Raw genomic sequence first — 24725 nt, forward strand, 5'->3', positions numbered from 1 at the left:
CTGCAGAGGAACCCCCATGGACACGCTCCCCGTCTTCTGGTTCATCGCGATCGCCATCCTGTGGACCGGCTACCTCCTGCTCGAGGGATTCGACCTCGGCGTCGGGATGCACATGATCCTCGGCACGCGCGACGACCGCGATCGCCGCGTCATGCTCAACACGATCGGCCCCGTGTGGGATGGCAACGAGGTGTGGCTGATCACGGCCGGCGCGGCGATCTTCGCGGCCTTCCCGCACTGGTACGCATCGCTCTTCTCGGCGCTCTACCTCCCGCTCACGATCATGCTGCTCGGCCTCATCGTCCGCGCGGTCGGGATCGAGTACCGCGGCAAGGTCGCGACGGCGCGCTGGGCCCGCATCTGGACCTACGGCATCGGCGTCGGCTCGATCGTCGTCGCGTTCTGCGTCGGCGCAGCGCTCGCGCTCACGTCGACCGGGCTGCCCCTGAACGAGAACGGCGATCGCGTCGGCGGGCCGTTCGTCTGGCTGACCCTGCCCGCGATCCTGGGCGGTCTCGCGGTCGTCGGCTTCGCCCTCGCCCACGCGGCGACCTTCCTCGGGCTCAAGGCGGATGGTCCGGTGCGCGAGCGCGCGGGGCGCTTCGCCGCGCGCTGGGCTCCGCTCTGCCTCGTGCCCGCGGCCGTCTGGGCCCTGTGGGTGCAGCTCGCCCACGGCGGGACGCCCCTCTCGTGGACGCTCGTCGGTCTCGCCGTCGTCGCCGCCGTGCTCGGATGGGCGAACGCGCGCCGGCGCCGCGAGGGGCGGGCGTTCCTCGGCTACGCCGGCTTCGGCCTCTTCGGCGCGGGCGCGATCTTCGCGGGCATGTTCCCGCGCGTCCTCCCGTCGACGATCGACCCCGCCTTCGACCTCACGGTCTGGAACGCGGCGAGCGGCGAGTACACACTGGGGGTCATGACGGTCGTCGCGTGCGTGGGCCTCCCGGTCGTGATCCTCTACCAGGCGTGGAGCTACTGGATCTTCCGCAAGCGCGTCACGCCGGGCATGATCCCCGACGCGCACGTCGTGCTCCCCGCGGCCCTGCGCGCGCGGTGACCGCCCCCGCGGCCCGCGAGCGGGCCATCCGCGAGCCCGGCATCGATCCGTGGGCCATCGAGGCCGAGCGCGCGGCAGCGGCCGCCGGATTCCGGCGGCCCGACCTCCGCCCCGTGCCGCGCGCGCAGCTCGTCGCGCTCGGTGTGCTCGCGGCGCTGCGGGCGGTGGGCCTCGTGCTCATCGCCGACGCGGTCGGCCGCGGGATCGGCGGCCTCGCGGCGGGCGGCCTCGATGCCGCGGCCATCCGCGCTGTGCTCGTCGCGGGTCTCGCGGGCGCGCTGCTGAGGGCCGGCGCGGAGTGGGCGACCTCGGTCGCGGCGCGCCGCATCGCGTCGGACGTCAAGCGCGACCTGCGCGCGCGACTCTGGCGCCGCATCGCCGCGGGCGACGTCGAGGGCGGCGGGACCGCCATCCTCGCGGCGGACGGGCTCGACGACCTCGACGACTACTACGTGCAGTCGCTGCCCGCGCTCATCGCGGCCGCGGTCGTGCCCCTCATCGTGGGCCTGCGGATCCTCGGCGCCGACTGGCTGAGCGCCGCGGTCGTCGTCCTCACGGTGCCGCTCGTGCCCCTGTTCATGATCCTCATCGGCCGGCACACGCAGCAGCGCACCGACGCGGCGCTGTCGGCACTCACCCGTCTCGCCGACCACCTGGCCGAGCTGGCGCGCGGCCTCCCCGTGCTCGTCGGGCTGGGCCGGGTCGAGGAGCAGACCCGCGCCCTCGACGGCATCCAGGGCGCCTACCGTGCGCGCACGCAGGAGACGCTGCGCTGGGCGTTCCTGTCGGCGCTCGCGCTCGAGCTCATCGCGACGATCTCGGTCGCGATCGTCGCGGTGTTCCTGGGGCTCCGGCTTCTCGACGGGACGATGGAGCTCGAGCCGGCGCTGCTCGCCCTCATCCTCGCGCCCGAGTGCTATGCGGCGCTGCGCGAGGTGGGCACGGCGTTCCACGCCTCGCAGGACGGCCTCGCCGCGCTCGAGCGCGCGAAGGCGCTCCTCGCGCGCCCGCTCGCGCGCGACATCCGCTCGCGGGGGCGCGCGGAGCCCGCCCCGACATCCGCCCCTTCCCCCTTGCCCACCGCAGGAGAATCCGCCGACGACAGGACGCGGATGCCCGAATCGTCCTGCTCTCGACGGAATCCCCTGCCCCCGGTGCGGCTCGAGAACGTCGCCGTGCGGTACGCGGGGCGCGATCGGCCCGTGATCGAGGGGCTGAACGCCGAGCTGTCGGGCATCGTCTCGGTCGCGGGGCCGAGCGGCTCGGGCAAGTCCACGCTGCTCGCCGCGCTGACGGGGACGCTCCCCGCGGACGCCGAGGTCACCGGGACGATCACCGGGGCGGATGGCGCCGGCTGGGCCCCGCAGGCCGCGCGCGCGTTCGCGGCCACGCCCCGGGCGGAGCTCGCGCTGCACGGCGCGCCGGACCCGGAAGCCGCTCTCGCCGAGCTCGGTCTCGCGCACGTCGCCGAGGCCGCGATCCCCGAGCTCAGCCCCGGCGAGCTGCGTCGTCTCGCGGTCGCGCGCGCGCTCGCCCGGGTCGACGCGGGCGCGCAGCTGCTCCTGCTCGACGAGCCGACCGCGCACCTCGACCGCGCCGCGGCGGAGCGCGTGCGCGCGGCCATCCTGCGTCGCGCCGCGCACGCGACGGTCGTGCTCGCGAGCCACGAGCCCGAGACACTCGCCCTCGCGACGATGACGGTGCCGGTCGGTGCGGCTGCCGCCCCCGCGACCGCCCCGGTCAGCATGTCTCACCCGACGACAGAAACGGGCGCCGTCACCCGCAACAACCGAGACATGCATGAGGCGGCCCCGGCCGCCCCGGCCGGCCCGGCGGACTCGGCCCCGGCCGGCCCGGCGGACTCGGCCCCGGCCGGCCCGGCGGATGGCCCGGCGGATCGGGTCACGCTCGCCTCTCTCATCCGGCCGCACCTCGCGGCGTGGGCGGGTGCCGTCGGGCTCGGCGTCATCGCGACGGGACTGGGGCTCGCGCTCACGGCCGTCTCGGGATGGCTCATCGTCCGGGCGAGCGTCGAGGAGTACATCATGTACCTCCTCGTCGCGATCGTCGGCGTGCGGGCGTTCGGCATCGGGCGCTCCGTGGGCCGCTACGCGGAGCGCCTCATGACGCACAGCGCGGCGTTCCGGACGGTCGACGACCTGCGTCTGCGACTGTGGCGCGCGATCGCGGCGCGCGGCGCGGGCTCCCGCCGCCTCCTCGAGGGCGGGGCGCCCGTCGACTACCTCGTGACGCTCTCCGACGACCTGCGCGACCAGCTCCCCCGCGTCATCGCGCCGCTCGCGGTCGGCGTCCTCGTCATCCTCGGCGCCTCCGTCACGACCTGGTTCGTCGTGCCGCACCTCGCCCTGCTCGTCCTCCTCGTGCTCGCTGCGGCCGCCGCCGTCGCCGCCGCGCTCGCGATCGCGTCCGAGCGGGGGGCGGGCCGCGCACGCGTCGCCGCCCGCTCCGAGATCGTCCGCGGCACGTCGGCCCTCGCCTCGGCGTCCGCCGATCTCCGCGGGAACGGCGCCTCCGAGGCGGCTCTCGCGGAGCTCGACGCCGCCGCGGCGCGCCTCGCCCATGCCGAGCGCCGCGCCGCGTGGGCAGCGGGGCTCGGCGGCGCCGTCGTCACGGCGGCGACGTCGATCCTCGCGTGCACGGTCGCGCTCCTCTCCCCCGCTTCGCCCGCCGAGCAGGTGTCGGTGATCGCGCTCCTCGCACTCGCCGTGCTCGAGCCGATCGCGGGCCTCGTCACGGCCGCTCACCGGCTGCCCGCCCTGCGCGAGGTCGTGCGCCGCCTCGCGCCCGTGCTGCGGCCCGCCCCGTCGGCGCCGTGGGGCGATGGCACCCTCGCGGAGCCCGTCGCCTCGATTGCGCTCGACGACGTCGCCGTCCAGTACCCCGGCACATCGCGCCCCGCCGTGACGGATGTCTCGGGCCGGGCCGCACGCGGACGCTGGCTCGTCCTCGATGGCCCGTCGGGATCGGGCAAGTCGACCATCCTCTCGGCGATCATGGGCGCCCTCCCCGTCGCGCACGGCGAGGTCCGCGCCGACGAGGCGCCGCTCCCGTCGCTCGACGAGCGCGCGTGGCGCTCGCGTGTGGCCTGGTGCCCGCAGGACGCCTACGTCTTCGACTCGACGCTGCGCGGCAACCTCCTGCTCGCCTCCGCGCACGACGACGCGCCCGACGACGAAGCGCTGCACGACGCCCTCGCGCTGGCCGGTCTCGGCGCTCTCCTCGACGCGCTGCCCGACGGGCTCGCGACGCGGGTGGGAGCGGGCGGCTCCGCGCTGTCCGGCGGCGAGCGCCAGCGCCTCGCGGTCGCCCGCGCGCTCCTCGCGCGCGCCGACGTCATCCTGCTCGACGAGCCGACCGCGCACCTCGACGCCCCGACGGCCGCCGCGATGATGGCGGATGTCCGCGGTGCGACCGCGGATCGCGTCGTCGTGCTCGTGTCGCACCGGGCCGACGACCGTCGTCCCGATGACGCGGTCGTGCAGCTGGGGTCCGTGCGAGAGTAGTGCCGTGTCTCCCCCGCGGTCCGAGCTGCGCCGCGTCGCGGTGATCGTGCTCGAGGGCGCGAAGCCGCTCGACGTCGGCATCCCCGCGCAGGTCTTCACGACCCGCGCGAGCATGCCGTACGAGGTGCGGGTCTGCGGCCCCGCACCCGGTCTCGTCACGGGCGGCGACGGCCTCTCGTATCACGTCGCCCACGGGCTCGAGGCGCTCGAATGGGCCGACATCGTCTTCATCCCGGGCTACCGTTCCCCCGACCAGGACGACCCGCCCGCGGCGGTCGTCGAGGCGCTCATCGCGGCCCACGCGCGCGGAGCGCGCCTGGCCGCGATCAGCACGGGGGCGTTCGCGCTCGCGGCGACCGGCCTCCTCGACGGACGCCGCGCGACCACCCACTGGCACTACACGCGCGCGCTCGCGCGCCGGCACCCGCGCGTCCGCGTCGACGAGAACGTGCTGTTCGTCGACGAGGGCAGCGTCCTCACCTCGGCGGGCGCGGCGTCGGGGATCGACCTGTGCCTGCACATCCTCCGCTCCGACCTGGGCGTCGCCGCGTCGAATCATGCCGCACGGCGGCTCGTCGCCGCGCCGTATCGCAGCGGAGGCCAGGCGCAGTACGTGCCGCGCAGCGTGCCCGAGCCCATCGGCGAGCGGTTCGCGGCGACCCGCGAGTGGGCGCTGCACCGCCTCGGCGACCCGCTCACCCTCGAGGTGCTCGCGCGGCACGCCGCGGTCTCGCCGCGGACCTTCTCGCGCCGGTTCGTCGAGGACACCGGCTACACGCCGATGCAGTGGATCATGCGCGCGCGGATCGACCTCGCGCGCGAGCTGCTGGAGAGATCCGAGCGGAGCGTCGAGCAGATCGCGGCGGATGTCGGGCTCGGCACGGGAGCGAACCTGCGCCTGCACTTCCAGCGGATCCTCGGGACGACCCCGACCGACTACCGGCGGACGTTCACGCAGGGCGAGTAGCCCGCGCTCACGCGGTGCGCTCGAGCCACGCCCGCAGCCGCTCGAGGGGCCACGTCGTGACGATGCGCTCGGGCGGGACGCCCGCGCGCTCGGCCCGTTCTGCTCCGTAGTCGAGCAGCGAGAGCTGCCCGGGGGCGTGCGCGTCGCTGTCGATCGAGAACAGGCATCCCTGCTCGAGGGCGAGGGCGATGAGGTCGTCCGGGGGATCCTGGCGCTCGGGGCGCGCATTGATCTCCACGGCGACGTCGTGCTCGGCGCATGCCGCGAAGACCGCGTGCGCGTCGAACGCGGACGGCGGCCTCGTGCCGCGCGCGCCCTCGACGAGCCGCCCCGTGCAGTGGCCGAGCACGCGCGTGCGGGGGTTGCGGATGGCGCCGAGCATGCGGCGGGTCATGCTCGCGGCGTCCATCCGCAGTCTCGAGTGCACGCTCGCCACGACGACGTCGAGGCGCGCGAGCAGGGCGTCGTCCTGATCGAGCGCGCCGTCGTCGAGGATGTCGACCTCGATGCCGCTCAGGAGCGTGAACCCCTCGTCCGAGAGCGTCGCGACGACCTCGAGCTGCCGCTCGAGCCGCTCGGCCGAGAGCCCGTTCGCCACCGTGAGGCGCGGCGAGTGGTCGGTGAGCGCGAGGTACTCGTGGCCCAGCCGCCGGGCCGCCGCGACCATGAGGCCGATCGGGGTGAGGCCATCCGACCAGTCGGAGTGGCTGTGGAGGTCGCCGCGCAGGAGGCCGCGGAGGGCGCTGCGGCCGGCGCCCCCTGTGCGCTCGCGCAGATCGGCGAGGTATGCCGGCACCTCGCCCGCGAGCGCCTCCTGGATGACACGGAAGGTCGAGTCGCCGATCCCCTGCCGACGCCGCAGCCGCGCCGCATCGCGCAGCTCCTCGGGCGAGAGACCCGCCACGACATCGGCCGCGGTGCGGAACGCCTTCGACTTGTAGCGCGACGACCGCTCGCGCTCGAGCAGGTAGGCGATCTCGGTGAGCGCGTCGAGCGGGTCCATGGCTGCCAGTCTGCCGCGCGGGCTCGACGACGGCACGGCCGCACGACGAGCAGGGATGGCGAGATCCTTGCGGACGCTGTCCATCACGCCGCTGTCGTCCGCGCGCCATCCGGGAGACGCTGTGAGGGTATTCGACGGGGCTGACGCTCGCACCGCCACCTCGTCCGCCATACCTTCCGAACGGGCCTGACGCACAGCGGGCCCGTTCGGCTGTTTCCGGGCCCGGCTCTCGCGGGCGGCGTCTCAGGCGACGATCTTCTCGACCGTCCGGACGTTCCGCGTCGTCGTCACGGCCTTCCAGCGCGGCCTGGCGAGCTCCTTCGCGAACGCCGTCGACACGCTCGCGCCCTTCGGCGGGTTCCAGTAGACGACGCCGGGGCCCTCCGCCACCGGGTCGTCGGGGGCATCCGCCGCGAGCGCGAGCACGGCGTCGCGCGCCTCGGCGTCGGCGCAGAAGACGATGTACGGCTGGCGATCGGGGTCGGACGCATCGAACGGGAAGGCGGCGAGGGCGGCTCGCAGCTCATCGCAGGTGGCCAGCACGATCCACGCCTCGTAGCCGAACCTCTCCCCGAGCGCCCGCTCGATCCGCCGCTTGAGGGTCTCGCGGTCCTCGTCGGCGGTGAAGCGCACGTTGCCGCTTGCGAGGAACGTGCGCGCATCGGCGAAGCCCAGCTCGACGAACAGCGCGCGCAGGTCGGCCGAGCGCACGGTGATCCCGCCCACGTTGACGCCGCGGAGCAGGGCGACGAAGTCGGTCATCCCGCCTCGCCCATCACCCGGCGGGTGAGGGCCGTGACGTCCGAGTCGAGATGGTCGATCTTCGTGTGGACGGCGTCGAACCGCGCGTTCATCTCCGCCCGCAGACCGGCGAACTCGGCGTTCAGCCGAGCGTTGGTCGCGTCGAGGCGCGCGTTCGACGCGTCGAACCGCGCGTTCATCTCGCCGCGCAGACCGTCGATCTCACCGCGCAGCTCGCCGCGCAGGCCGCCGATCTCGGCGCGCAGGATGCGGGTGAAGTTCGTCGAGATGATCCCGAGCGTCGCGAACGCGAACGTCGCGAAGAGGGCCATGAAGACCCACACCTGCGGCTCGCTCATCTGCACTCCTCCAGTCTGAACCGACCCGACGACATTGTCACGAGCGGCGACCGGGAGCCGCACCTGTGGAGGTCGTCGGCGTCGCCACACCGCGAGGCGTGGCCTGTGCACGAGCCACGACCCTATGAGCCGACGAGCGACTCCAGAAGCGCGCGGACCGCGCGGACGACGAAGGCGCGTCGCGCCGCGACGCGCTCGGGGCGGTCGGCGGCATCGCCCACGTACAGCCGGTCCACCGAGCGGAACACCTGCCAGCCGTCGGCGAGGGTCACGATCGTGAGGAGCAGCTCGGCGGCGGCCGCGTCGTCGAGGGCGGGAAGGGTCCTGCGCAGCTGAGCGACCTTGCGCCGGTGGGCCTCGGAGCGCGCCTCGAACGCGACCGGGGTCTCGCGTTCGAGGCCCTCCCACGCGAGCAGGCGCGAGAGCTGGGGATGCGCGGCGTGGTAGTCGAAGACGGCCTCGACATACCGCAGCACCGCCTCGGCGCCCTCGCCCTCGATGGGGACGGCGTGGATGACCGCGAGCAGCTCGCTCTCGAGCGCCGCGCCGAAGAGCGCCTCCTTGTCGCCGAAGTGCGCGTAGATGCGCTCCTTGTTCACCCCGGCGGCACGTGCGATCCGGTCCACGCGCGCCCCGGCGAGACCGTGCGCGCTGAACTCGTCGACGGCCGCCTCGAGCAGGCGTCGCCGCGTCTCCTCCGGGGTGTAGGCCATCCGCCCATCCTATTCCCAACCGAACAGTTGCCTTCGGCGTCGGAACGTGGTTCACTGTTCCCAACCAGCCAGTTGGAAAGTGATATGCCATGCCCGCGCCCACCCCGCCCTCCGTCCACGTCCGCGCCGTCATCACGTGGCTCGCGATCTTCCCGCTCGTCACGATCGGCCTCTACGCCATCGCGCCGTTCAGCGAGACCTGGCCGCCCGTCCTCCGCTCGCTCGCACTCACGGTCGTCGTCGTGCCGCTCGCGGTGTACCTCGTCGTCCCGCAGCTGATGCGCGCCTGGATGGCACTCAGCACGCGCCGCGCCGCGACGGCGGACCCGACCGCACCGGCCGCACCGGCCGCACCGGCCGCACCGGCCACCCAGGGCGCCCCGGCCGCACCGGCCGCACCGGCCACCGCTCCCGCGACGTCCCCCGAGGTCGTCAGCCGCGGATGAGCCGGAGCGTCGCGCGCTCGAGCGCGACCTGCCGTGCGTCGGCGTCGGCATGGCGCCGACGCACGGCCGCCGCGATCGTGCGCCCCTCGTCGAACGCCGAGACGACGCGCGGATCGACGTACGAGGTGCGCGCCATCGTCGGGGTGTTGCCGAGGAACTCGGCGACATCGCGCATGGTCGCGGTCACCGCGCGCCGGCGCTTTGTCGCGCTCGCGCCCTCCTCGAGGTCGAGCCCGCGCTCAGCGAGGCGCGCGGCCGCAAGCACCGTCGCATGCCACGTGCGGAAGTCCTTCGCGGTCGCGTCGGCCCCCGTCGACGCGCGCACGTAGTCGTTGACGATCGCGGGCGTGAGGCGCCGCCATCCGCCCGCCTCCCGGTACGCCAGGAGCGCGGGCTCGCCGTCGCGTCGCCGCCTCATGCTCTCGATCGCCGCGACGACGGGGGCATCCGCGATCTCGATGCGGTGCGCGACGCCCGACTTGCCCATGAAGCGGAAGACGAGCGCGTCGCCGCTCCGCCGCACATGCGCGCGCTCGAGGGTCGTGAGCCCGAAGCTGCCGTGCCGGTCGGCGTACACGTCGTCGCCGATGCGGAAGCAGCCGAGGTCCAGCAGCCGCACGGCAGTCGCGCACGCGCGCTCGAGCGGCATGCCGTCGAGCCCGAGCTCGCCGAGGATGGCCGGGCGCGCACGGCCCAGCGCGACGCCGAAGTCGAGCACGCGGTCGAACTTCTGGGCGTCGCGGCGCGCACGCCACTGCGGGTGGTAGAGGTACTGCCGGCGCCCCGCGTCGTCGGTGCCCACGGCCTGCAGGTGCCCGTTGGGGTAGGGCGTGATCCAGACGTCGCGCCATGCGGGCGGGATGGCCAGCGCGCGGATGCGGGCGACCTCCTCCGCGGGCAGCCGCTCGCCGTCGGCATCGAGGTAGACGAACCCGCGGCCGGAGCGGCGCCGCGTCCAGCCCGGCTCCTGGGGAGAGGTGCGTCGGAGCCGGGGCATGCGGTCGAGTCTGCCCGACGGCATCCGCCGCCCGTCAGGCCTTGACAGCGCCTCCGGAGAGGGTCGCGGATGTTGGGCTTTCCAACGTCGTAGCCCTACGCTCGACACTCGACGCCCTTTCTGCCTCCCGGGAGCCACGATGAAGTTCTTCCCTGCCCGCGCGGTGCGCGTGACCGCCGGCCCGTTCGCCGACGCGCTGCGCGTCGACCTCGACTACGTGCTCTCGCTCGACGCCGACCGGCTGCTCGCGCCCTTCCTGCGCGAGGCGGGCCTCGAGCCGCGTGACCGCTCGTACGGCAACTGGGAGGATGCGGGGCTCGACGGGCACACCGCGGGGCACTGGATCTCGGCCCTCGCCCACCTGCACGCGGCGACGGGCCATCCCGAGGCCCTTCGCCGACTCCGCTACGCCGTGGGCGAGCTCGCGCGTGCGCAGGAGGCGCGCGGCACGGGGTGGGTCGGCGGCGTGCCCGACGGCGAGCAGCTCTTCGCGGGGCTCCGCGACGGCGGCGTGGCGGCGGCCCGGGCGCTCGCATCGAGCGGGCACTGGGTGCCCTGGTACAACCTCCACAAGACGTTCCAGGGGCTCATCGACGCACACGTCGTCGGCGGCGACGAGCGCGCGCTCGACATCGCCGTCCGTCTCGCGGACTGGTGGCTCGACATCGCCGACGGCATCGACGACGCGGCCTTCGAGGCCATGCTCGACACCGAGTTCGGCGGCATGAACGAGGCCTTCGCGGAGCTCGCGGCGCTCACCGGACGCGACGACCTCGCGGCGATGGCCCGTCGCTTCGCGCACCGCGCCATCCTCGACCCCCTCCGCGAGGGGCGAGACGATCTGACCGGGCGCCACGCGAACACGCAGATCCCGAAGGCCGTGGGCTACGCGGCCGCCGGCGAGCGCGCGGCGGCCGCCACGTTCTGGCGCACGGTCGTCGAGCGGCGCACGGTCGCGATCGGCGGCAACAGCGTGCGCGAGCACTTCCACGCGCCGGACGACTTCGCGCCGATGATCGAGGACCGCGAGGGGCCGGAGACCTGCAACACCTACAACATGCTGAAGCTCACGCGCGCCCTCGCCGAGGCCGAGCTCGATCCCGCCCACCTCGACTTCGCCGAGCGCGCGCTCTTCAACCACGTGCTCTCGGCGCAGCATCCCGGGCGCGGCGGGTTCGTCTACTTCACGCCGATGCGCCCCCGCCACTACCGCGTCTACTCGCAGCCCGACCAGTGCTTCTGGTGCTGCGTCGGCACGGGCATGGAGATGCAGGCCCGGTACGGCGAGTGGATCTTCGGACAGGAGGGCGACGCGCTCGCCGTCAACCTCTTCGCACCCGCCGACCTCGACGCATCCGAGTTCGGCGTCCGGCTGCGCATGACGACGGACTTCCCCGCCGACGAGCAGGTGCGGATCGCGGTGGAGGCGGATGGCGCGCGAGCGTTCGCGCTGCGGCTGCGCGTGCCGGGCTGGAGCGACGGACTCCGCGACATCCGCGTGAACGGCGTTGACGCGGAGGCGACCGCGGAGGACGGCGCCGTGCGGATCACGCGGACCTGGGCGGACGGCGACGAGATCGTCTTCCGCGTGCCCCTCGCGCTGCGTGCGGAGCGCCTGCCCGACGGATCGCCGTGGCAGGCCTACCTCGCGGGGCCCGTCGTCCTCGCCGCGCGCGCGGGGGAGGACGGGCTCGACGGGCTCGTCGCCGATGACAGCCGGATGGGCCACATCGCGTCGGGCCCGCTGCTCCCGTTCGCCGACCTGCCGCTCGTCGCTGAGGGCGCCGACGCGGTCGCCCAGGTCGGCCCGCTGCGCTTCCGGCTCGAGACGGACGACCCGGCGGGCGCCGTCGACCTCGAGCCGTTCGCGGGCATCCACGACAGCCGGTACACCGTCTACTGGCCGGTCGCCGACGGCCGCGGCCGCAGGGACGAGCTCCTCGCCCAGGACGGCCGGCTCGCGATCGACGCGGCGACCGTCGACGCCGTGGCGTTCGGCGAGCAGCAGCCCGAGTCCGACCACGCCTTCTCGGGCGACGACTCGACCGTCGGCGTCGAGGGCGACGCGCACTGGCGCGAGCTCGGAACCGGCCTCTCGATCGAGCTGCGGGACCCCGCGTGGCAGTCGCGCCGCCTGCGCCTCGAGCTGCGGCCATCCGCCGAGGCGACGGCGATCGCGGTGCGCGTCGGCGAGCAGCTCGCCGTCGAGGAGCGCCTCGCACCCGGCGCGACATCGCTCGAGGTCGTGATGGCGCCGCCGTCGCCCGGCACGCGGGTCACCCTCTCGCCCGTCGACGGTGCTCCCGCCCCGGGCGTGGTCTCAGCGCGCCTCCTGCGCTGAGCCCGGGTCCTACTCCGCCAGCGCCGCGCTCCACACGGGGGCGGCGGGGTGCCGCGCCGCGAGCGCGTCGACGAGGGCCGACCGGAACGCGCGCACGGCGGGATGCCCCGCGCGACCCGAGCGGACGGCGGTGTAGAGCACGCGGTGCGGCTCGCCGGGCAGGCTCACAAGCTGCGTGCCGGCGAGGTGCGGCTCGCCGAGCAGCGCGGGGAGGAACCCGACGGCCTGCCCCATCCGGACGACGTGCGCGTGCAGAAGCGGGTCCGTGCTCTCGAAGCGCACGATGGGCTCGAAGCCGGCGCCGCGGCACTGCGCCCTGCCCCAGGCGCCGGTCGGGGTGTCGGCCGGATCGAGCACCCATGGCGCGTCTCGGAGCTCCGCGAGGCGACGCGGCCTCCGCGAGAGCCGTCCTTCCGCCGGCAGGGCGAGGCCGAGCGGGTCGACGAGGAGCTCGGCGCGGTCGACGCCGTCGCGGACGACCTCGGGGATGCCGGGGTACTCCTCGCCGATGATGACGTCGAACTCGTGCGAGAGCAGCGCGTCGTAGGCCGGGCCGTGGTCGCGCTGGGCGATGGCGACATCGAGTTCGGGATGGCGCTCGGCGAGCAGCTCGAGCGCCCCCGGCGCGAGCGCGAGCACGATGCTCTGGAACGAGGCCACGCGCAGCCGCCCCCGCAGCGTGCTCTGTGCGGCGGTCAGCTCGGCCTCGGCCTCCTCGAGCCGCGCGAAGACGGCATCCGCATGCGCCACGAGGGCGAGCGCATCGCCGGTCAGCCGCACACCGCGCCCGACGCGCTCGAGCAGCTGCACGCCCGTCTCCCGCTCGAGCTGAGCGAGCTGCTGCGACACCGCCGACGGCGTGTACGCGAGCGCCCGCGCCGTCTCCGCGATCGTCCTGCGGCGACTGAGCTCGCTGAGGAGGCGGAGGCGCGCGACATTCAACACATCAGCTCACCTTACGCTTCTTGCTAAGAAACGGTTGCTGGATTGACCAGCGCCCTCCGGCGAGACTGGAGGCATGCTCACCCGGATCCGCCCTCGGGGAATGACCGCCTCGGTCGCCCTCGTCATCGGCTCGTGCACGTCGCTGCAGTTCGGCGCGGCGCTCGCCGTGCAGCTCTTCCCCGAGCTGGGGACGTGGGGCGTGACGGCCCTGCGCCTCTCGATCGCGGCGCTCGTCCTGTGCGCGGCGGTGCGCCCGCGCGTGCGCACCTGGACCCGCGAGCAGTTGGGATGGGTGGCCGCGTACGGCCTCTCCCTCGCGGCCATGAACGGCTCCTTCTACGCCTCCCTCGAGCGGATCCCGCTGGGCACCGCGGTCGCGATCGAGTTCCTCGGTCCGCTCGTGCTCGCGGCCGTGCTCACGCGACGCGCCCTCGACTTCGCGTGGGTCGGCGTCGCCCTCGTCGGCATGGCGCTCCTGGGCGTCGACAGCGCCATCGGCGTCCCGCTGGATGGAGCAGGCGTCGTGTTCGCGCTCGTGGCCGCCGGGTTCTGGGCCCTCTACATCCGCACGAGCGCGCGCGTCGGCCAGCTCGTCCCGGGGATGGGCGGGCTCGCGGTGGCGCTCGTCATCGCCTCGACCGCGCTGCTGCCCTTCGGCGTGCCGGCGGCGATCGAGGTGGTCGCGGAGCCGAGCCTCCTCGTGCTCGCCGTCGGGACGGCGCTCCTCGCGTCGGTCATCCCGTACGCGCTCGAGCTCATGGCGCTGCGGAGACTTCCGCAGCGCGTGTTCGGAGTGCTCCTGAGCCTCGAGCCCGTCATCGCGACGGCGGCCGGATGGCTGCTCCTCGCTCAGGCGATGAGCCCGCTGCGGATCGCCGCGATCGCGCTCGTCGTCGCCGCGAGCGTCGGCACCGCCCTCGCAGCGCGGCGGGCGAGCGAAGACGCACCCGGATCCGCCCTCACCGGGGCGATCCCGGTCATCCGCGACTGACCGCGGCCTCCGCCGTCGTGACGCGACGCGACGGCCAGGCCGCGAGCAGGCGCTCCCGCTCCTCCGCCGTGATCGGCACGACCGAGCCGTGCCGGAAGCGCGGCGGAACCGCGTGCGCGCTCGGCGTCCACGTGCCATCCGCGAGGTCTGCGCTCTCGAAGACGCGGTAGCCCGTGCCGCCGCCGTAGGGCGGCCAGTCGATGAAGAGCAGCCACGAGCGCTCGTCGAGCGAGCGGACGATGATCGGCCCCTCGCCGTGCGAGATGACGTCGCTGCCGATCCCCTCGGCGAGCAGCTCCCACGCCGAGCCGATGCGCCCCTCGGTCGGGCGCAGCACGTCGTCGCCGCGCTCGGCGAACACGTGCATGGTGCCCGGCTCCTCGTCCTTCGTGAAGCGGTACCAGTGGGCGCCGTCGCGCGCGAGGGTCGAGTCGATCGTCCCGTACCCGGGCCCCCGGCGCACGTCGATCCACACGCGCGGCTCCGAGAAGGTCGCGAAGTCGGCCGTCTGCGCGATCATCATCCGGTTGTAACTGTCGGCGGCCCGGCGCTCGCCGCCCTCGGGGTAGAGGTTCGAGGCCCAGTAGACGAGGTAGGCGCCGTGCTCCGCGCTCCAGACGGCCTCCGGGGCCCACACGTTGCCGGCCTCGGGGCCCATCACCGAGACCGCACGCGGGCCCGTCCAGGTCACGAGGTCATCCGACTCCCAGACGAGGATGTCGGTGCTGCCGTTCTCCTGCCCCGCACCGAAGCCGCCGGCGCCGTGCACCTTGAGGTCGGTCGCGAGGATCACGAACCCGCCGTCCTCCTTGCGGAGCAGGAACGGGTCGCGCACGCCCCGCGTGCCGAGATCCGACGTGAGCACGGGCGCGCCGTCCTCCAGCAGGTCCCAGTCACTCAGGGAGGCGCCGTCGCTCACCGCGAAGTGGACCTGCTCGGCCGCGTCGTCGTCTTCGCCCGTGAAGTGGACGAAGAGGTACGAGGAGAATTTACAACGTTGCACAAGTGCACGATACCAAGGGACGGCCACCGCCGCGACCCCGGGCTCGGCCCTACGCGCCGAGGAAGGTCGCGGGGTCGAACTCGTCGATCGGGATGACGCGGAGGCGCGGGAGCTGCGCGTCGAACACCGCGGCGTCGTACTCGAGGTCGAATAGCTGCAGGCCGGGCAGGGTCGCATACCCCGCGTTCCGGAACTCGTTGAACGCGACGATCCCGACGCGCCGGTCGCCGCCGATGAGCGCCGCGACGTCGTCGAGGAAGTCCCCGTCGTGGCTCACGAGCATCACGTCGTCGTCGCGGTCAGCCAGGGCCCGCAGGGTGCGCTGGATCGCGATGTCGACGACCTTCTCGTCGGGGGCGCCCGCGAGGAGCACGACCTCGTAGTCCATCGCCTTGAGCGCCTGGACGAAGCTCTGCGGGATGACGGACGAGGCGTTGATGAAGAACACGCCGCGTGCGCGCTGGTTCCACTGCCGCGCCGCGAACGAGACGAGCCGGTCCCACCGGGGCCGCTCATCCGGCTGCGGCCGTCGGCCGATGATCGACGTCCCCAGCGTCGCGTCGATGTTCTCGCCGTCGACGAGCACCCAGGTCACGTCTTCACCGCTCACGCGCATGCGCGCCTCCCCATCCGGCGCCGTCGAGGTGGCGGGGCCTCGTCCGATCCTACGAGGGCGCGGGGCGGCTCAGCCGCAGAGGGTCGCGAGCGCGCCCTTGGCCTGCTCGACGGCCTCGACCGTCTCGGGCGCCGTGAGGTCGCTCACCTGCGACAGCTGCTCGGCGTTCGCGCGGATGAGCTCCCCCGGCTGACCGCCCACGTCATCCGCGAGCCGCTCGAGGGTCGCGACGAGGTCGTCGCGCGCGACGTCGGCCTGCTCAGCGGTCACGTCGCCCTGCTCGAGGATCGCCTGGTACTGCGCGTAGGCGGCGTCGGCGGTCGTGCAGATCTCGTCGACCGGGACGCCCAGGGCGTCGCCGGCGATGTCGGCGGCCTGTGTGCAGCCGGCGAGCAGGCCCACGGCGAGGAGCGGGAGGATGGCGAGTCGGCGCATGCGACGACGGTAGCCGCTCGACCTTGGACGCCCATGCATGTCGCATCTGCGGCAGAATCGACCCAGAACATCCGCATCTGCGAATCGAGAAGCGCATGCCCGACATCCGCGTCCGCGACGCCGCCCACCTGCTCGGCGTGAGCGACGACACCGTCCGACGCTGGATCGCCGCGGGCGCCCTCGCGGCGCACCGCGACGACGCGGGTCGCCGGGTCATCGACGGAGCCGAGCTCGCCGCATTCGCGCGGTCGCATGCCGACGCCCCCGAAGATCCGCTCTCCGGGGGCCGCTCCGCCCGCAACCGCTTCACCGGACTCGTCACGGCCGTCACGAGCGACACCGTCATGAGCCAGGTCGAGCTGCAGTGCGGGCCGCACCGCGTCGTGTCGCTCATGAGCACGGAGGCGGTGCGCGAGCTCGGCCTCGAGCCGGGCTCGGTCGCGGTGGCCGTCGTCAAGGCGACGACCGTCCTCGTGGAGACGCCGTGAGACGGCGGGTGCGCGCAGCAGTGGCGGGTGCGGTCGCGCTCGCGCTGTCCGGCTGCGCTGCGCCGCCGACGGCGGGTCAGGAGCTTCACGTGTTCGCCGCGGCGTCGCTCACCGAGGTCTTCACCGAGATCGCCGCCGCATTCGAGGAGGCGCATCCGGGTGTCTCGGTCAGCCTGAGCTTCGACGGGTCGGCGGGCCTCGCGACGCAGATCGCCGAGGGAGCGCCCGCCGCGGTGTTCGCCTCGGCCGACACGGCGACCATGGAATCCGTCGCGCAGCACGCGGCCGACGAGCCGGCGGTGTTCGCGCGGAACGCCCTCGAGATCGCCGTGCCCGCGGGCAATCCGGCCGACATCCGGGGATTCGCGGATCTCGCGCGCGACGACGTGGTCGTCGTCGTGTGCGCGCTCGCCGTCCCGTGCGGGCGCGCGACGGCCGAGGTCGAGCGGGCGCTCGACGTCGCGGTCGACCCTGCGAGCGAGGAGAACGCCGTGACGGATGTGCTCGGCAAGGTGACCTCGGGCGAGGCGGATGCGGGCGTCGTCTACGCCACCGACGTCCGCCGTGCGGGCGACGCGGTCGAGGGTGTGCCGGTCGACGCGCCCGATGCCGCCGTGAACGACTACCCCATCGCGGCGCTCGACGGCGCACCCGACCCGGCGCTCGCTCGCGCGTTCGTCGACTTCGTCCTCGACGATCCCGCGCAGCGCGTCCTCGCGGACGCGGGCTTCCTCCCGGCGGACTAGCGGATGGTCCAGCACGAGGAGAGAGGCGCGGCGGCCGGCGCCCCGCGACCGCCCGAGACCGCCGCGGTGCGGCCATCCGTCCGGGCGCCGCGGCCGATCGCCACCGACCTGCCGCGCTGGCTGTGGATTCCGGCCGCGCTGGGGCTCGCGCTCATCCTCGTGCCCCTCGCCGCCCTCGTGCTGCGCGCGGAGTGGGGCGACTTCTGGCACCTGCTGACCGGGGCGGCCGCGCGCGACGCCCTCGCGCTGAGCCTGCGGACGGCCCTCGTCTCGACCGCGCTGTGCCTGCTCATCGGCGTGCCGATGGCGGCCGTGTTCGCGCGGGGGCGCTTCCCCGGGCTGAAGGCGCTGCGCGCGCTCGCACTCGTGCCGCTCGTGCTGCCTCCGGTCGTCGGAGGCATCGCGCTGCTGTACGCGTTCGGGCGCCGCGGGCTCGTCGGGCAGGCGCTCACGCCGTTCGGGATCCAGATCCCGTTCACCGAGGTGGCGGTCGTCATGGCCCAGACGTTCGTCGCCCTGCCGTTCCTCGTGATGAGCGTGGAGGGGGCGCTGCGCTCCGCCGGCACGCGCTACGCCGCGGTCGCGGCGACGCTGGGGGCATCGCCGGGGCGGGTGCTGTGGCGCGTGACGCTCCCGCTCATCGCGCCGGGCATCCTCTCGGGGGCCATCCTCTCCTTCTCCCGTGCGCTCGGGGAGTTCGGCGCGACCCTCGCCTTCGCCGGGAGCCTGCAGGGCGTCACCCGCACGCTTCCCCTCGAGGTGTATCTCGTCCGGGAGAGCGACAGCGCCTCGGCGGTCGCGCTGTCGCTCGTGCTCATCGCGCTCGCGGTCTGCGGCGTCGTGCTGGCGTATCGTCCGCGGAGGGGGCAGCCGTGAGCGACGAGGAGGCGGGCGGGTTCGAGGATGGCCCCGGGGCCAAGGCGGGTCCCACCGGGTTCGCCGCGAAACGCGGCGAACCGACGCCGAGTCGCCCCGAAACGCGGCAACCCCCGCAAGGCCCTGCCCCGAAACACGGCGAACCCGCCCCGGGTCGCCCCGAAACGCGGCAGAGCCCGGATGACGCGGCTCGCTTCCTCGAGGTGCACGCACGGGTGACGGGCCGCGGGGTCGCGGTCGACCTCGACGTCGCGCGCGGGGAGACCGTCGCGATCGTGGGGCCGAACGGCGCGGGCAAGTCGACCGCGCTCGAGCTCGTCGCGGGGCTCATCCGCCCCGACGCGGGCGCCGTCGTGCTCGAAGGGGCGCCCCTGGCAGACGGACGCCGCTGGGTTCCGCCGCATCGACGCGGCATCGCCCTCATGACGCAGCAGACGCTGCTCTTCCCCCACCTCACGGTCCGGGACAACGTCGCGTTCGGCCCGCGCGCGTCCGGCCTGTCGCGTTCCGCCGCGCGCGACGCCGCGGAGCGCTGGCTTCTCGAGACCGGCGTACGGCACCTCGCCGAGCGCCGCGCATCCGACCTCTCCGGAGGGCAGGCGCAGCGGGTCGCCCTGGCCCGGGCCCTCGCGGCCGAGCCGGCCGTTCTCCTGCTCGACGAGCCGACGACCGCGCTCGACGCGACGGCCCGGCCCGAGCTGCGCGCGGTCCTCGCGCGCGTCCTCGCCGGGCGCACGGCCATCCTCGTCAGTCACGATCCCGACGATGTCGCGGCCCTCGCGCGCCGCACCATCCGGATGGCCGAGGGCCGCGTCGTCGACTGACGCGCGCCGGCGCGGGGCGGCCGGGCACCACGTGGCCTGCGCGTCGACCCGCACCCGCACACACAGGCCGCCACCTCCGGTCCGACGTCGGCACCGCGGCCCTCAAAGCAGGAGGATCACGCTTTCCCAGGACGGTTCTGTCGTATCCGTCCTGGGAAAGCGTGATCCTCCTGGCGACGGGCCGCCCGGCCTCCCGGCGGACCCGCGTCGTCGGCTGGGCGGCAGGCCGCCCAGCCTCCCGGCAGGCCCGCCCGGCCTCCCGGCAGGCCCGCGAAGCCGCCCTACGGGACGATGTGGCCCGCCGCGCGGGTGAGCTCGTACCACTCGGCGCGCGTGAGCGGGATGTCGCTGCCCTGCGCGGCCGCCGCGACCCGGGCCGGTGTCGTCGTGCCGAGGACGACCTGGATGCCCGCGGGGTGGCGGGTGATCCACGCCGTCGCGATCGCGATCGGCTCGACGCCGTACTGCGCGGCGAGGCGGTCGATCACGGCGTTCAGCTCGGGGTGCGCCTCCGAGCCGAGGAACACGCCGGTGAAGAAGCCGGCCTGGAAGGGCGACCACGCCTGCAGCGTGATGCCGTTGATGCGGCTGTACTCGACGAGCCCTCCGCCGTCGAGCACCTGCGACTGCTCGACGCCGAGCATGTTGGCCGCGATGCCCTGCGTGATGATCGGCGCATGCGTGATCGAGAGCTGCACCTGGTTGGCGACGATGGGCTGGCGCACGGCCGTCTTGAGCAGGTCGATCTGACGCGGCGTGTGGTTCGAGACGCCGAATGCGCGCACCTTGCCCGCGGCCTCGAGCTCGTCGAACGCGCGGGCGACCTCGTCGGGCTCGACGAGCGCATCCGGGCGGTGCAGGAGGAGCACGTCGATGTAGTCGGTGTCGAGAGCACGCAGCGACTCCTCGACCGACGTGACGATGTGCTCGTACGAGAAGTCGAAGTACGGCCCCTCGCGCACGATGCCGCACTTCGTCTGGATCGTGAGCTCGGCGCGCTCAGACGGCGTGAGGCGCATCGCCTCGGCGAAGCGGCGCTCGCACTGGTGCAGCTCGGTGCCGTAGATGTCCGCGTGGTCGAAGAAGTCGATGCCGGCCTCGCGGGCGGTGTCGACGAGCTCGCGGATCTGCGCGTCGGTCTTGTCGGAGATGCGCATGAGCCCCGCGATGACGTTGGGAGCCTGCTGGCCTCCGGGGCCGAGGGAGACGGTCTTCATGGGTGTCCTTCCGGTGCCGCCCGGCGACGGCGCCGCGGGCGCTCCTACGATAGGGAGCGGTGCGGCAGAAATCCAACAACTGGAGCAGATGCCTGCCAGAAGGAGTAGTGCTGATGGATCTGCGCCAGATGGAGTACCTCGTCACCCTCGCCGACGAGCAGCAGTTCACGCGCGCGGCCGCCGTCTGCGGCATCTCGCAGTCGGGCCTGTCGGCGGCCATCCGGGCGCTCGAAGCCGAGCTCGGCACGGACCTCTTCACGCGCTCGCCCCGCGGGGTGGAGACGACGCCGGCCGGCCGCGCGCTCCTGCCGCACGCGCGCTCGATGCTCGCGCAGGCGTCCGCAGCGCGCGGCGCCGTCGCGCGCGCCACGGAGGAGCTGAGCGGGAGGCTGCGCATCGGCGCCGAGCAGTGCCTCGGCCTCGTGGATGTCTCGGGCCTGCTCGAGCAGGTCCACCTGCGCCATCCCCTCGTCGAGCTCGAGTTCGCGCAGGCCGGGTCGCACGAGCTCGCCGCGCGGGTCCGCGAGGGCGACCTCGACCTCGGTCTCGTCGCGGCGACGGAGCACCTCGGCTCGCTTCACCGGGAGGAGCTCGGTCGCCTGCCGCTCGTCCTGCTGACGCCGCCCGGCCATCCGCTCTCGGGCGCGGAGCCCGTCTCGTGGGCCGACCTCGACGACGTCGACTTCGTGGACTTCCAGGGGTCGTGGGCGGTGCGCTCGCTCAACGACGCGGTCTGCGCCGCGCGCGGCATCGCGCGGCGCGTGCGGTGCGCCACCGGCGACGTCCACACGCTCATCGACCTCGTGCGCCGGGGCCTCGGCGTGGCGATCGTGCCCGCGCACGTCGGGGCGAAGCCCGAGGCCGCAGCGCTCGCGGTGCGGCCGATGCCCGCGGATGCGCCGCCGTGGGTCGTCTCGGCGATCGCGCGGCGTCCGTCTGAGCCGGCCACCGCCCTCGCGCTCGAGCTCGTGCGGACCCAGGCGGCACCCGCGCGGTGACGCGGTGAGGAGGGACGCCAGACAGCGCCCCTCCTCACGACCTCACACCGCCTGGAGGGACTCCGCGAGCTCCCGGCCGGCGACGCGGGCGGCGTCCTCGGCCGCCGCCCGCAGGTCCGCCGCGACGTCGGCGAAGGCGTCGAGCGCGGGGTTCACGCCCACGAGCGTGAACGGCCGCTGGACGACCCGCAGGTCCAGGCCCCAGACATCCTCGAGCACGCGGCGCAGCCACGCCGTCGAGTGGTCCCAGCCCTCCTTGGGCGTCCCGGGCGCGTAGTTGCCGCCGAGCACGGTCACGAGCGTCGCGGGCTTGCCCCGCAGCGCCGTGCCCTGCGGGTCGATGCGCGGGTCGGTGTAGGCGACGTCGAACCAGGTCTTGAAGTGCTGCGAGACGCCGTAATTGTAGAGAGGCACGGTGAAGAGCAGGGCGTCGGCGTCGATGAGCTCGTCGGCGAAGGCGCGGGCGAGCGCCTGCGCTGCGCGCTGCTCCTCGGTGCGATCGGCCTCGGGCACGAAGCCCGCCGTCACGGCGTTCTGCCACACGGTGGCCGAGACGGGCTCGGCGGCGAGGTCGCGGCGCACGACGACGTCATCGGGGTGCGCCGCCGTCCACTCGGACTCGACGAGGTCGCCGAGGGAGCGGCTGGCGGAGGTCGCGGGGAGGATGCTCGCATCCAGGCGGAAGAGGGTCATGGGTGCTCCGATCAGGTTCGATGAGTCACTCTGAAAAGCAGAGCGGCTATCGCGACAGTAGCACAGGTAGGATGGCTGCATGGCGGAGACCGAGCACGGCGGACCGGCGTGCGACGCCGCCGTCTCGCTCGCGTTCTCGGTGCTCGGCAAGCGCTGGAACGGCATGATCGTCGACACGCTCAGCAGCGGCCCCCTCTCCTTCGTGGCCCTGCGGCGCGGAGTGGCGGGCATCAGCGACGCCGTCCTCTCCGACCGGCTCGCCGAGCTCGCTGCGGTCGACCTCGTCTCGCGCGAGGTGCATGCCGGCCCTCCGGTATCGGTCGTCTACACGCTGACACCGGCCGGCGAGGCGCTCATCCCGGTGCTCGAGCAGCTCGGCGAGTGGGCCTCGGCGCATCTGCGCGCCGCCCCGTGACCGACGACACCGGTAACACGAGCGGGCGCGCGCGACAAGGCCGCGACAGCCCGCCGTGCGCTCCGTAGCCTGGGCCCAGGCACACGGAAGGGAACACGATGGCCGAGAAGAAGCAGCAGTCCACCCCGAAGAACCGCCGCCGCCCCGCCCGCTCGGGAGCCGAGCTGACGGATGAGCAGAACGCCGAGAAGGGGTTCACCGCTTCCGAGCAGCTCAGCGGGCACATGCAGTCCGTGCTCGTCGACCTCATCGAGCTGTCGCTGCAGGGCAAGCAGGCGCACTGGAACGTCGTCGGCACCAACTTCCGCGACACCCACCTTCAGCTCGACGAGATCATCGCCGCGGCGCGCGAGTTCGCCGACACGATCGCCGAGCGCATGCGCGCGCTGCACGCGCTCCCCGACGGACGCAGCGACACCGTCGCCGAGACGACGTCGCTCCCGGAGTTCCCGCAGGGCGAGATCGCCACGACCGAGGTGATCGACCTCATCACGGAGCGCCTCGACGCCGTCTGCCAGACGTGCCGCGAGGTGCACGACGCGGTCGACGAGGAGGATCCGACGACCGCCGACATCCTCCACGCCGTGCTCGAGCGGCTCGAGCAGCTGTCCTGGATGGTCAGCGCCGAGAACCGCACGCCGCGCGCGAGCTGACGGTTCAGTCGGCGGGCAGAGGCCTCCGGTCGCCGACGGGCTCGGTCGCGCTCGGGAACGCGATCGAGCCTGCGGCGACCCACCATTCGACGACCTCGAACGACAGCCGCCCCGCGATGACGGACGGATCGGCGGCGGACAGCCGCGCGGCCTCCTCCGGCGAGCGCGCGAAGACCGACATCCCGCGCAGGGTCTCGTCGCTCTGCGCGAGGAACGGGCCGTTCGCGACCGTCGCGCCGTCGCGTGCGAGCTGCGCCCGGTAGGAGAGGTGGCGGGCCTGCAGTGCGTCGAGTTCGTCCTCGGTCATCTCCGGCGCGTCCGCAGGGCGCCGCAGGAGAACCACGGTGAAGACGTCGAACGCGTCAGGGATGTTCGGGTCCGGCATCAGTCCGAGCCCTTGACCACGACGCGCTCGACGCGCGCCGTCCCGGCGTCGACCTCGGGCCATCCGTCGACCGGCAGCTCGAGCACCGCGAGCGTCGCGGTGGGGTACGCGAGCGGGACGCGGTCGCGCTCTGCCGCGAGCGTCGCGACGAGATCGTGGACGCCCGGATTGTGCCCGACGAGCAGGAGCGTGCGCGCGTCGCCGCCCTGCTCGCGGATGACCTGGAGCAGCCGCCGCGCGGACGCCGCGTAGACGTCGTCGTCGAACTGCACGGGCGGCGCCTCCTGCCACGGCGACGCGACACCCGCCCACGTCTCGCGCGTGCGCTGGGCGATCGAGACCACCGCGCGGTCGGGGATGAGCCCGTGCTCCTGCATGTACGCGCCGACGTCGCGCGCCTGGGCTGCGCCGCGCGGCGTCAGCGGGCGGTCGACGTCGTCGACCCCCTCGGGCCAGTCGGACTTCGCGTGGCGCAGGAGCAGGAGGCGCAGCATGCTCGGCATGCTACGCGCGGTCACCGCCCTCCTGCGCGTCCGCCGCCTCGCCCGGCTCGCCGAAGCCGGGGCGCACCGCGGCGTCCTCCGCGACGTCGATGCGGGTCACGCCCTCGCGGCGGGTGACCTCGATGCGCGGCTTCGTGTCCTCCTCGGTCGCGTCGGGCGCCGACGTGAGCTGGTCGCGACGCTTCTCCTCATCGGTCATCTCGTCCTGTCCCATGGCGCCTCCTCCGATCGTGGCCTGCTCCGCCGACGCTAGGCGATGACACCGCCTGCTGTCTCCCCCTTGCGCGGGTGCGACCGGCTCGCTCTCGAGCAGGGGCGGGAGCGTGTGAATACCACCCCGGTCGCGCGTCCACAAGCCTCCTCCGCCTGTCGGAGGTCGCGCATAGAGTCGTGACGCGGTCAACGACGACCGCGTTGCCGGAGCACTCTCCGTGCGCACCGGTGAGAGAAGGAGACACAGCGATGACCATCGCCGATCACGGCACGCACACGACCTGGAGCCGCGTCCAGAAGGGACTCCACGTCGCGAATCGAGACGGAATGTTCATGGGCTTCGTGGAGAAGGGGCCGGATGGCCGCTTCCTCGCCTTCGACGCTCATTCCGAGCGCGTCGGCGCGTTCTCCGAGCTCGCGGAGGCGATGGCCGCGGTCGACCGCGGGTGATCACGCGTCGGGACGAAGCTCGGCGTCGTTGAGTTCGCGTCGCGCCGTTGGTGACGCGATTCCTCCGGATGCTGACCGGAATCGCCTCACGAGCCGCGCCATCCGCCCGCGAGAGTGGAGGCGAGACCG

28 protein-coding genes are annotated in these 24725 nt (G+C 73.9%); 14 read left to right on the top strand and 14 right to left on the bottom strand.

The genetic code is table 11. The annotated features are described in order from the left end of the window. The first annotated feature begins 16 nt into the window (after positions 1-16). The 3 genes from cydB to PKE79_RS07295 are packed head-to-tail and all read left to right on the top strand — an operon-like array spanning position 17 to position 5545. Positions 17-1054 (top strand): cytochrome d ubiquinol oxidase subunit II, encoded by a 1038-nt coding sequence (gene cydB, locus PKE79_RS07285; RefSeq protein ID WP_271173021.1) that lies wholly within the window; start codon positions 17-19, stop codon positions 1052-1054. Continuing rightward, positions 1051-4578 (top strand): thiol reductant ABC exporter subunit CydC, encoded by a 3528-nt coding sequence (gene cydC / locus PKE79_RS07290; protein ID WP_271173022.1) that lies wholly within the window; start codon positions 1051-1053, stop codon positions 4576-4578. The genes cydB and cydC overlap by 4 nt, the downstream gene beginning before the upstream one ends. A gap of 40 nt (positions 4579-4618) precedes the next feature. After that, positions 4619-5545, top strand: coding sequence for a GlxA family transcriptional regulator (locus PKE79_RS07295; RefSeq protein WP_374727777.1), 927 nt, complete (start codon positions 4619-4621; stop codon positions 5543-5545). A gap of 7 nt (positions 5546-5552) precedes the next feature. Here the strand turns inward: PKE79_RS07295 and PKE79_RS07300 are convergent, their stop codons facing one another. From PKE79_RS07300 to PKE79_RS07315, 4 genes are all read right to left on the bottom strand, one after another. Further along, positions 5553-6548, bottom strand: a complete 996-nt coding sequence (locus tag PKE79_RS07300) for a PHP domain-containing protein (protein WP_271173024.1) — start codon at positions 6546-6548, stop codon at positions 5553-5555. A gap of 243 nt (positions 6549-6791) precedes the next feature. Further along, entirely contained in the window at positions 6792-7310 is a 519-nt protein-coding gene (locus PKE79_RS07305; RefSeq protein ID WP_271173025.1) for a DUF1697 domain-containing protein, read from the bottom strand. After that, entirely contained in the window at positions 7307-7648 is a 342-nt protein-coding gene (locus PKE79_RS07310) for a hypothetical protein (RefSeq protein ID WP_271173026.1), read from the bottom strand. The genes PKE79_RS07305 and PKE79_RS07310 overlap by 4 nt, the downstream gene beginning before the upstream one ends. Before the next feature lie 122 nt (positions 7649-7770). Beyond that, entirely contained in the window at positions 7771-8361 is a 591-nt protein-coding gene (locus tag PKE79_RS07315) for a TetR/AcrR family transcriptional regulator (protein ID WP_271173027.1), read from the bottom strand. 89 nt (positions 8362-8450) lie between these two features. Here PKE79_RS07315 and PKE79_RS16670 point away from each other — a divergent pair, with 89 nt between their 5' ends. After that, positions 8451-8807 carry a putative antibiotic biosynthesis monooxygenase gene (locus PKE79_RS16670; protein WP_309299968.1) on the top strand — a complete coding sequence of 119 codons (357 nt, stop codon included), beginning with the start codon at positions 8451-8453 and terminating at the stop codon, positions 8805-8807. Here the strand turns inward: PKE79_RS16670 and PKE79_RS07325 are convergent. Then, positions 8794-9804: a DNA topoisomerase IB gene (locus PKE79_RS07325; protein WP_271173028.1), complete on the bottom strand. Its 1011-nt coding sequence runs from the start codon at positions 9802-9804 to the stop codon at positions 8794-8796. The two genes, PKE79_RS16670 and PKE79_RS07325, sit on opposite strands and share 14 nt — an antisense overlap. Positions 9805-9943: 139 nt before the next feature. Here PKE79_RS07325 and PKE79_RS07330 point away from each other — a divergent pair, with 139 nt between their 5' ends. Continuing rightward, positions 9944-12145, top strand: coding sequence for a beta-L-arabinofuranosidase domain-containing protein (locus tag PKE79_RS07330; protein ID WP_271173029.1), 2202 nt, complete (start codon positions 9944-9946; stop codon positions 12143-12145). 9 nt (positions 12146-12154) lie between these two features. Here the strand turns inward: PKE79_RS07330 and PKE79_RS07335 are convergent, their stop codons facing one another. After that, entirely contained in the window at positions 12155-13090 is a 936-nt protein-coding gene (locus PKE79_RS07335) for a LysR family transcriptional regulator (protein ID WP_271173030.1), read from the bottom strand. Between the two features lie 73 nt (positions 13091-13163). Between PKE79_RS07335 and PKE79_RS07340 the strand changes: the two genes are divergently transcribed. After that, entirely contained in the window at positions 13164-14081 is a 918-nt protein-coding gene (locus PKE79_RS07340) for an EamA family transporter (RefSeq protein ID WP_271173031.1), read from the top strand. Here PKE79_RS07340 and PKE79_RS07345 read toward each other — a convergent pair. From PKE79_RS07345 to PKE79_RS07355, 3 genes are all read right to left on the bottom strand, one after another. Next, positions 14068-15111 carry a glycoside hydrolase family 43 protein gene (locus PKE79_RS07345; RefSeq protein WP_271173032.1) on the bottom strand — a complete coding sequence of 348 codons (1044 nt, stop codon included), beginning with the start codon at positions 15109-15111 and terminating at the stop codon, positions 14068-14070. The two genes, PKE79_RS07340 and PKE79_RS07345, sit on opposite strands and share 14 nt — an antisense overlap. Positions 15112-15133: 22 nt before the next feature. Then, positions 15134-15700, bottom strand: a complete 567-nt coding sequence (locus PKE79_RS07350; RefSeq protein ID WP_374727753.1) for an NYN domain-containing protein — start codon at positions 15698-15700, stop codon at positions 15134-15136. Positions 15701-15769: 69 nt separating this feature from the next. Beyond that, on the bottom strand, positions 15770-16135 hold the full coding sequence (locus PKE79_RS07355; protein WP_271173034.1) for a hypothetical protein: 366 nt from the start codon (positions 16133-16135) through the stop codon (positions 15770-15772). 95 nt (positions 16136-16230) lie between these two features. On the opposite strand from PKE79_RS07355, the gene PKE79_RS07360 reads away from it, so the two are divergent. The 4 genes from PKE79_RS07360 to PKE79_RS07375 all read left to right on the top strand — a co-directional run bounded on the left by PKE79_RS07360 (position 16231) and on the right by PKE79_RS07375 (position 19069). Further along, complete coding sequence (locus PKE79_RS07360) at positions 16231-16623, top strand: TOBE domain-containing protein (RefSeq protein WP_271173035.1); 393 nt, start codon at positions 16231-16233, stop codon at positions 16621-16623. A gap of 8 nt (positions 16624-16631) precedes the next feature. Beyond that, positions 16632-17369: a molybdate ABC transporter substrate-binding protein gene (gene modA, locus PKE79_RS07365; protein ID WP_271173036.1), complete on the top strand. Its 738-nt coding sequence runs from the start codon at positions 16632-16634 to the stop codon at positions 17367-17369. Between the two features lie 3 nt (positions 17370-17372). Further along, the gene (locus PKE79_RS07370; RefSeq protein ID WP_271173037.1) at positions 17373-18245 is read left to right on the top strand and encodes an ABC transporter permease; all 873 of its coding nucleotides are present in this window, start codon (positions 17373-17375) and stop codon (positions 18243-18245) included. A gap of 215 nt (positions 18246-18460) precedes the next feature. Then, positions 18461-19069: an ATP-binding cassette domain-containing protein gene (locus PKE79_RS07375; protein WP_271173038.1), complete on the top strand. Its 609-nt coding sequence runs from the start codon at positions 18461-18463 to the stop codon at positions 19067-19069. A gap of 281 nt (positions 19070-19350) precedes the next feature. Here PKE79_RS07375 and PKE79_RS07380 read toward each other — a convergent pair whose 3' ends face one another. Continuing rightward, the gene (locus PKE79_RS07380) at positions 19351-20286 is read right to left on the bottom strand and encodes an aldo/keto reductase (protein ID WP_271173039.1); all 936 of its coding nucleotides are present in this window, start codon (positions 20284-20286) and stop codon (positions 19351-19353) included. Positions 20287-20399: 113 nt separating this feature from the next. Between PKE79_RS07380 and PKE79_RS07385 the strand changes: the two genes are divergently transcribed. After that, a complete protein-coding gene (locus PKE79_RS07385) occupies positions 20400-21284 on the top strand; it encodes a LysR family transcriptional regulator (RefSeq protein ID WP_271173040.1) in 885 nt (294 codons plus the stop codon). 42 nt (positions 21285-21326) lie between these two features. On the opposite strand, the gene PKE79_RS07390 is transcribed toward PKE79_RS07385, so the two are convergent. Beyond that, positions 21327-21977 (bottom strand): FMN-dependent NADH-azoreductase, encoded by a 651-nt coding sequence (locus PKE79_RS07390; protein ID WP_271173041.1) that lies wholly within the window; start codon positions 21975-21977, stop codon positions 21327-21329. 79 nt (positions 21978-22056) lie between these two features. On the opposite strand from PKE79_RS07390, the gene PKE79_RS07395 reads away from it, so the two are divergent. Both PKE79_RS07395 and PKE79_RS07400 read left to right on the top strand, forming a co-directional pair. After that, positions 22057-22392 carry a winged helix-turn-helix transcriptional regulator gene (locus PKE79_RS07395; protein ID WP_271173042.1) on the top strand — a complete coding sequence of 112 codons (336 nt, stop codon included), beginning with the start codon at positions 22057-22059 and terminating at the stop codon, positions 22390-22392. A 98-nt stretch (positions 22393-22490) separates the two neighbouring features. After that, positions 22491-23045: a Dps family protein gene (locus PKE79_RS07400; protein WP_271173043.1), complete on the top strand. Its 555-nt coding sequence runs from the start codon at positions 22491-22493 to the stop codon at positions 23043-23045. A 4-nt stretch (positions 23046-23049) separates the two neighbouring features. Here the strand turns inward: PKE79_RS07400 and PKE79_RS07405 are convergent, their stop codons facing one another. The 3 genes from PKE79_RS07405 to PKE79_RS07415 are packed head-to-tail and all read right to left on the bottom strand — an operon-like array spanning position 23050 to position 24147. After that, entirely contained in the window at positions 23050-23430 is a 381-nt protein-coding gene (locus PKE79_RS07405; protein WP_271173044.1) for a YciI family protein, read from the bottom strand. Then, positions 23430-23924: a SixA phosphatase family protein gene (locus PKE79_RS07410; protein WP_271173045.1), complete on the bottom strand. Its 495-nt coding sequence runs from the start codon at positions 23922-23924 to the stop codon at positions 23430-23432. The genes PKE79_RS07405 and PKE79_RS07410 overlap by 1 nt, the downstream gene beginning before the upstream one ends. Before the next feature lie 10 nt (positions 23925-23934). Continuing rightward, a complete protein-coding gene (locus PKE79_RS07415; RefSeq protein ID WP_271173046.1) occupies positions 23935-24147 on the bottom strand; it encodes a multidrug transporter in 213 nt (70 codons plus the stop codon). Positions 24148-24395: 248 nt separating this feature from the next. Between PKE79_RS07415 and PKE79_RS07420 the strand changes: the two genes are divergently transcribed. Beyond that, positions 24396-24596 carry a hypothetical protein gene (locus PKE79_RS07420; protein WP_271173047.1) on the top strand — a complete coding sequence of 67 codons (201 nt, stop codon included), beginning with the start codon at positions 24396-24398 and terminating at the stop codon, positions 24594-24596. Positions 24597-24725: the final 129 nt, after the last annotated feature.

Source organism: Microbacterium barkeri (assembly GCF_027921765.1).
Lineage (GTDB): Bacteria > Actinomycetota > Actinomycetes > Actinomycetales > Microbacteriaceae > Microbacterium > Microbacterium barkeri.

What these genes read in the sequence shown, in the direction of transcription:
- PKE79_RS07350 (WP_374727753.1), bottom strand. Translation starts at nt 15,700, where the DNA reads ATGCGCGTGAGCGGTGAAGACGTGACCTGGGTGCTCGTCGACGGCGAG.
- PKE79_RS07310 (WP_271173026.1), bottom strand. Translation starts at nt 7,648, where the DNA reads ATGAGCGAGCCGCAGGTGTGGGTCTTCATGGCCCTCTTCGCGACGTTC.
- PKE79_RS07305 (WP_271173025.1), bottom strand. Translation starts at nt 7,310, where the DNA reads ATGACCGACTTCGTCGCCCTGCTCCGCGGCGTCAACGTGGGCGGGATC.
- PKE79_RS16670 (WP_309299968.1), top strand. Translation starts at nt 8,451, where the DNA reads ATGCCCGCGCCCACCCCGCCCTCCGTCCACGTCCGCGCCGTCATCACG.
- PKE79_RS07390 (WP_271173041.1), bottom strand. Translation starts at nt 21,977, where the DNA reads ATGACCCTCTTCCGCCTGGATGCGAGCATCCTCCCCGCGACCTCCGCC.
- PKE79_RS07395 (WP_271173042.1), top strand. Translation starts at nt 22,057, where the DNA reads ATGGCGGAGACCGAGCACGGCGGACCGGCGTGCGACGCCGCCGTCTCG.
- PKE79_RS07410 (WP_271173045.1), bottom strand. Translation starts at nt 23,924, where the DNA reads ATGCTGCGCCTCCTGCTCCTGCGCCACGCGAAGTCCGACTGGCCCGAG.
- PKE79_RS07330 (WP_271173029.1), top strand. Translation starts at nt 9,944, where the DNA reads ATGAAGTTCTTCCCTGCCCGCGCGGTGCGCGTGACCGCCGGCCCGTTC.
- PKE79_RS07315 (WP_271173027.1), bottom strand. Translation starts at nt 8,361, where the DNA reads ATGGCCTACACCCCGGAGGAGACGCGGCGACGCCTGCTCGAGGCGGCC.
- PKE79_RS07340 (WP_271173031.1), top strand. Translation starts at nt 13,164, where the DNA reads ATGCTCACCCGGATCCGCCCTCGGGGAATGACCGCCTCGGTCGCCCTC.
- cydB (WP_271173021.1), top strand. Translation starts at nt 17, where the DNA reads ATGGACACGCTCCCCGTCTTCTGGTTCATCGCGATCGCCATCCTGTGG.
- PKE79_RS07380 (WP_271173039.1), bottom strand. Translation starts at nt 20,286, where the DNA reads ATGAAGACCGTCTCCCTCGGCCCCGGAGGCCAGCAGGCTCCCAACGTC.
- PKE79_RS07415 (WP_271173046.1), bottom strand. Translation starts at nt 24,147, where the DNA reads ATGGGACAGGACGAGATGACCGATGAGGAGAAGCGTCGCGACCAGCTC.
- PKE79_RS07355 (WP_271173034.1), bottom strand. Translation starts at nt 16,135, where the DNA reads ATGCGCCGACTCGCCATCCTCCCGCTCCTCGCCGTGGGCCTGCTCGCC.
- PKE79_RS07420 (WP_271173047.1), top strand. Translation starts at nt 24,396, where the DNA reads ATGACCATCGCCGATCACGGCACGCACACGACCTGGAGCCGCGTCCAG.
- PKE79_RS07405 (WP_271173044.1), bottom strand. Translation starts at nt 23,430, where the DNA reads ATGCCGGACCCGAACATCCCTGACGCGTTCGACGTCTTCACCGTGGTT.
- PKE79_RS07385 (WP_271173040.1), top strand. Translation starts at nt 20,400, where the DNA reads ATGGATCTGCGCCAGATGGAGTACCTCGTCACCCTCGCCGACGAGCAG.
- PKE79_RS07300 (WP_271173024.1), bottom strand. Translation starts at nt 6,548, where the DNA reads ATGGACCCGCTCGACGCGCTCACCGAGATCGCCTACCTGCTCGAGCGC.
- PKE79_RS07325 (WP_271173028.1), bottom strand. Translation starts at nt 9,804, where the DNA reads ATGCCCCGGCTCCGACGCACCTCTCCCCAGGAGCCGGGCTGGACGCGG.
- PKE79_RS07400 (WP_271173043.1), top strand. Translation starts at nt 22,491, where the DNA reads ATGGCCGAGAAGAAGCAGCAGTCCACCCCGAAGAACCGCCGCCGCCCC.
- PKE79_RS07370 (WP_271173037.1), top strand. Translation starts at nt 17,373, where the DNA reads ATGGTCCAGCACGAGGAGAGAGGCGCGGCGGCCGGCGCCCCGCGACCG.
- PKE79_RS07360 (WP_271173035.1), top strand. Translation starts at nt 16,231, where the DNA reads ATGCCCGACATCCGCGTCCGCGACGCCGCCCACCTGCTCGGCGTGAGC.